This window comes from Hydrogenobaculum sp. (assembly GCF_049967395.1).
Taxonomy (GTDB): domain Bacteria; phylum Aquificota; class Aquificia; order Aquificales; family Aquificaceae; genus Hydrogenobaculum.
Map to the genome: position 1 here is coordinate 1 of NZ_JBMFST010000076.1, position 3470 is coordinate 3470.

Annotated in this window: 5 protein-coding genes; 2 read left to right on the forward strand and 3 right to left on the reverse strand. The window is 32.5% G+C overall.

Annotation, left to right across the window (positions count from 1 at the left end; genetic code table 11):
• From ACP5S8_RS07890 to ACP5S8_RS07900, 3 genes are all read right to left on the reverse strand, one after another.
• A partial coding sequence (locus ACP5S8_RS07890) for a hypothetical protein (RefSeq protein ID WP_461876402.1) occupies window positions 1-204 on the reverse strand: 204 nt, incomplete at its 3' end.
• Between the two features lie 9 nt (window positions 205-213).
• A complete protein-coding gene (locus ACP5S8_RS07895) occupies window positions 214-771 on the reverse strand; it encodes a hypothetical protein (protein ID WP_461876403.1) in 558 nt (185 codons plus the stop codon).
• 63 nt (window positions 772-834) lie between these two features.
• Complete coding sequence (locus ACP5S8_RS07900) at window positions 835-1623, reverse strand: thiamine pyrophosphate-dependent enzyme (protein WP_461869790.1); 789 nt, start codon at window positions 1621-1623, stop codon at window positions 835-837.
• Between the two features lie 46 nt (window positions 1624-1669).
• On the opposite strand from ACP5S8_RS07900, the gene ACP5S8_RS07905 reads away from it, so the two are divergent.
• Both ACP5S8_RS07905 and ACP5S8_RS07910 read left to right on the forward strand, forming a co-directional pair.
• On the forward strand, window positions 1670-2788 hold the full coding sequence (locus tag ACP5S8_RS07905; protein ID WP_461876404.1) for an aminotransferase class I/II-fold pyridoxal phosphate-dependent enzyme: 1119 nt from the start codon (window positions 1670-1672) through the stop codon (window positions 2786-2788).
• A gap of 88 nt (window positions 2789-2876) precedes the next feature.
• Window positions 2877-3152 carry a hypothetical protein gene (locus tag ACP5S8_RS07910; protein ID WP_461871282.1) on the forward strand — a complete coding sequence of 92 codons (276 nt, stop codon included), beginning with the start codon at window positions 2877-2879 and terminating at the stop codon, window positions 3150-3152.
• The last annotated feature ends 318 nt before the right edge of the window (window positions 3153-3470 follow it).

A 3470-nucleotide genomic window follows, 5' to 3' on the forward strand; every position in this document is an offset into this window, starting at 1 on the left:
GGTAAATTCCAAGTCAGAAGTCGGAGTAACGAGCTTAACAGGTCTATCAAATTCTACGTAGTTTGTAAGTTTAATTCGCATTATATCTTTATTATCTTTGCCAAGACTTTCTATAAATTTAAATAGCTCTAAACCTCCATTGTAAAGATAAATTACATCCAGATCTCCTATTTCATGTGCATTGGTTATCTTTTTTACCTTCATAACTATCTCCTATGGTAAGGTTTCTAAAGTTGTGTAAATGTTGTTTAAGGCTTTTACAACACAATACTTATTTTCTATAGTTTTTATACATTCTCTTAAATTGCTTGATATCTCTGGTAAAGATATAGGATAGCCTCTGTTCGTATTTTTAGTATTTATAACTATGTTGCACTTTGTCATAAGATTTTTGTTATTTTTAGTATAAAAATTCATTGTAACAACCTTGTACCCATCGTTTTCGTTCCTAATTTTTCCTATGCTAAACAAAAGCTTGTTGTTGTCTTTGGTGCATATAAATCTATTTTCTTTGCATATTTTCTCTACTTTTTCGTAGGATGTCATAGGGGTAATATCAGCATTATACTTGTTAGCTTGATCTCTATATATAGCGTTTGCAGCATCGTATAAATTTTTACAAGATTTACCAGTTAAAACGTTAAAAACCAGGTTAACCTGATCTTTAAAATCAGAGGGATACGCTAAAGACATCAAAGGACTCAATAGACTCAACGCCAACATACAAAATTTTAAACTTCTAACAACATTCTTCATCTTAAATGTTTTCATATATTACCCCACTCATAAAATAATTATAACATCATTTGAAAAAAAATGCATAACTTTATCATCTCACACTCTCTCTTCATAGGTTTTCTTATTCGTATTCTCATATATTATTCCTATCGGAATTTTTGCATCAATTTTTATGTAATCCCATTCTTTGGCCACAGCATAAGCTTTATTAAAATCGTTTGGATTATGGTTTTCAAGCTTATAAACACGGCTGTTGTAAAAATCATACGTATTGTAAAATATCACACAAGGTTGTAAAGTCTCTACAATAGAAAAACCTTTATGGAGCACCGCTTTTTTGATAAGATCCTTAAGATGGTCTATATAGCCGGAATATCCTCTTGCAACAAAAGTAGCTCCAGCTTCCATTAAAAGAGATATAGGATTTATAGGGTCTTCTGGTGGCCCTTTTGGTGTAGACTTACCTTTAAAATCTAAAGCGCTAGTAGGCGTAAACTGTCCAGTAGTAAGGCTATAAGATCTATTATCATGTACTATAACTGTAATATCTATGTTTCTTTTAGCAGCAAAGATAAGGTGCTCAAGGCCCTCGCCGTATCCGTCGCCGTCCCCTACAAAACATATTACTTTTAAATCTTCATTGGCTAGTTTTATACCGCTTGCAGTGGCAACAGCCCTTCCGTGTAAAGAATAGAAACCGTTTATATCAATATAATCAAATATCTTGCCGTGACACCCTATACCTGTTACCATAACAAACTTTTCAAGAGGTATGCTGTCTGTAAGCTCATTTAGAGCTGCTCCCAAAGCACCCATGATGCCAAAGTTTCCACAATTCCTACACCAAGTTATTTCTGCCCCCGTATACAAGCTTTTAGTAATCATAATAACTAATTTTATCACTTTTTGAAAAAGTTTGTATAATACATTTATGGACTTTGAAGAGGAGTTGGAATATATTAAAAGCCAAAAACTATACAGAAAAAGAGAAACCATAGAAAACAAGAGAATATTTTGTTCAAACGATTATCTTGGTATGTCTAAAAACAAGGAAGTGATAGGGTATGTTATAGAGAAATTAAGAAAAACAAACACAATAGGTGCTACTGCCTCAAGCCTTGTGAATGGATATACAAAATACCATAAAGAGCTAGAGTTTATGCTTAGCAAGTTAAAGTCCAAAGAAGATTGCATAGTCTTCCCATCTGGATACTCTACAAACATAGGACTTTTCCAAGCGTTAGGCAATGAAGAAGATGCTTTTTACAGCGATGAATTAAATCACGCATCAATAATAGACGGGATAAGGTTATCAAAAGCTTCAAAATATATTTACCAACATAACAATATGAATCATCTTTTTGAGCTTTTAAAATCATCAAGGCAAAAACACAGAAGAGCTTATATAGTATCTGATTCTGTATTTAGCATGGAGGGGGATTTAACAAGGTTAAAAGAGCTAATAGATATTTCAAAAGAATTTGAAGCTTATATTGTTATTGACGAAGCGCATGCCACTGGGACTATAGGAAAAGGTATATACGATTATTTTGGGCTTTTACCAGAAGAAAATATAATTATAATGGGGACTTTGTCAAAAGCAATAGGCTCTCAAGGCGGATTTGTTTGTGCAAAAAGATCTATTGTGGAGTATATCGTTAACAAAGCAAGGTCTTACATATTTTCTACAGCTTTAGGACTTCCAATGGTTTTTGCTTCTATAAAAGCCTTAGAACTTATTGAAGAAAATTTAGACAAATACAAAGATGAGCTACAAAAACAAACAAAATATATGTTAGATATAATAAAAGAATTCAATTTCCAGACAAAAGAAGACTTTACCACGCCTATAATACCTATAAAAGTAGGCGAAGAAGATAAAGCTCTAAAGCTAAGAGACAAATTGTTAGAAAATGGCATCTTTATACAAGCCATCAGATACCCAACGGTGCCAAAAAACAAAGCCATTCTAAGGTTAACTGCATCGCTATCTTATTCCAGTGAGGATTTAGAGATTCTTTATGAAGCTTTTAAAAGCTTGAAAAACTAAAGTATCTTCATATATTTTTCATCAAAAATTAATAAAATATTAACATTAAAAGGTTATATTTAAGATATACCTAAAAGGAGGTAAAATTATGAAGTTAAGAAGCTTGTGGCGAACCAAGATGTTAAACCGAGTTAGGCTTATAAGATGTAAAAGCCAAAAATCTTTGGAGAGAATGGAAGAAAAGCTAATCAAAATGAACAAAAGAGTAGCAATCGTCGATAAAAACGAGTTGCTTAATATTGTCAAAAATGAAGGTTCTGAAGATTGGTATAATTTTTCAAACCAATCTCAAAATATGCCGAAGTTCGTCAGTGTTGATATCTCAAGAGTAAATGTCTTACTGGTCTTAGACGAAGAATCCTAAACAACGTGCCCAACCTTGTGGGGCATTGTCTTAAATTTTCTTTTTAAAATCCCAAGTTAAAATCCCAAAAATAGATTTTTAAAACCAAACAAGATAAATCAAAAAATTATAACATATGAAATAACCACATTCTAACGTTTTAATGAAAATTTAATAAAGGCAAAGTATAATATTAGCATGGTAGAACAATCAAAATTCACACAAATTGCAAAAAGGTTTATAGCACCACTTTTAGTGCTTGGCCCAGGTTTTCTAGTGATGATGGCAGATAACGATGCTGGTGGCATCACCACGTATGCAGTGACAGGAGCCCAGACA

Bases quoted from the DNA above. Each gene is read 5' to 3' on its own strand.
- ACP5S8_RS07895 (WP_461876403.1), bottom strand. From the start codon at position 771: ATGAAAACATTTAAGATGAAGAATGTTGTTAGAAGTTTAAAATTTTGT.
- ACP5S8_RS07900 (WP_461869790.1), bottom strand. From the start codon at position 1,623: ATGATTACTAAAAGCTTGTATACGGGGGCAGAAATAACTTGGTGTAGG.
- ACP5S8_RS07905 (WP_461876404.1), top strand. From the start codon at position 1,670: ATGGACTTTGAAGAGGAGTTGGAATATATTAAAAGCCAAAAACTATAC.
- ACP5S8_RS07910 (WP_461871282.1), top strand. From the start codon at position 2,877: ATGAAGTTAAGAAGCTTGTGGCGAACCAAGATGTTAAACCGAGTTAGG.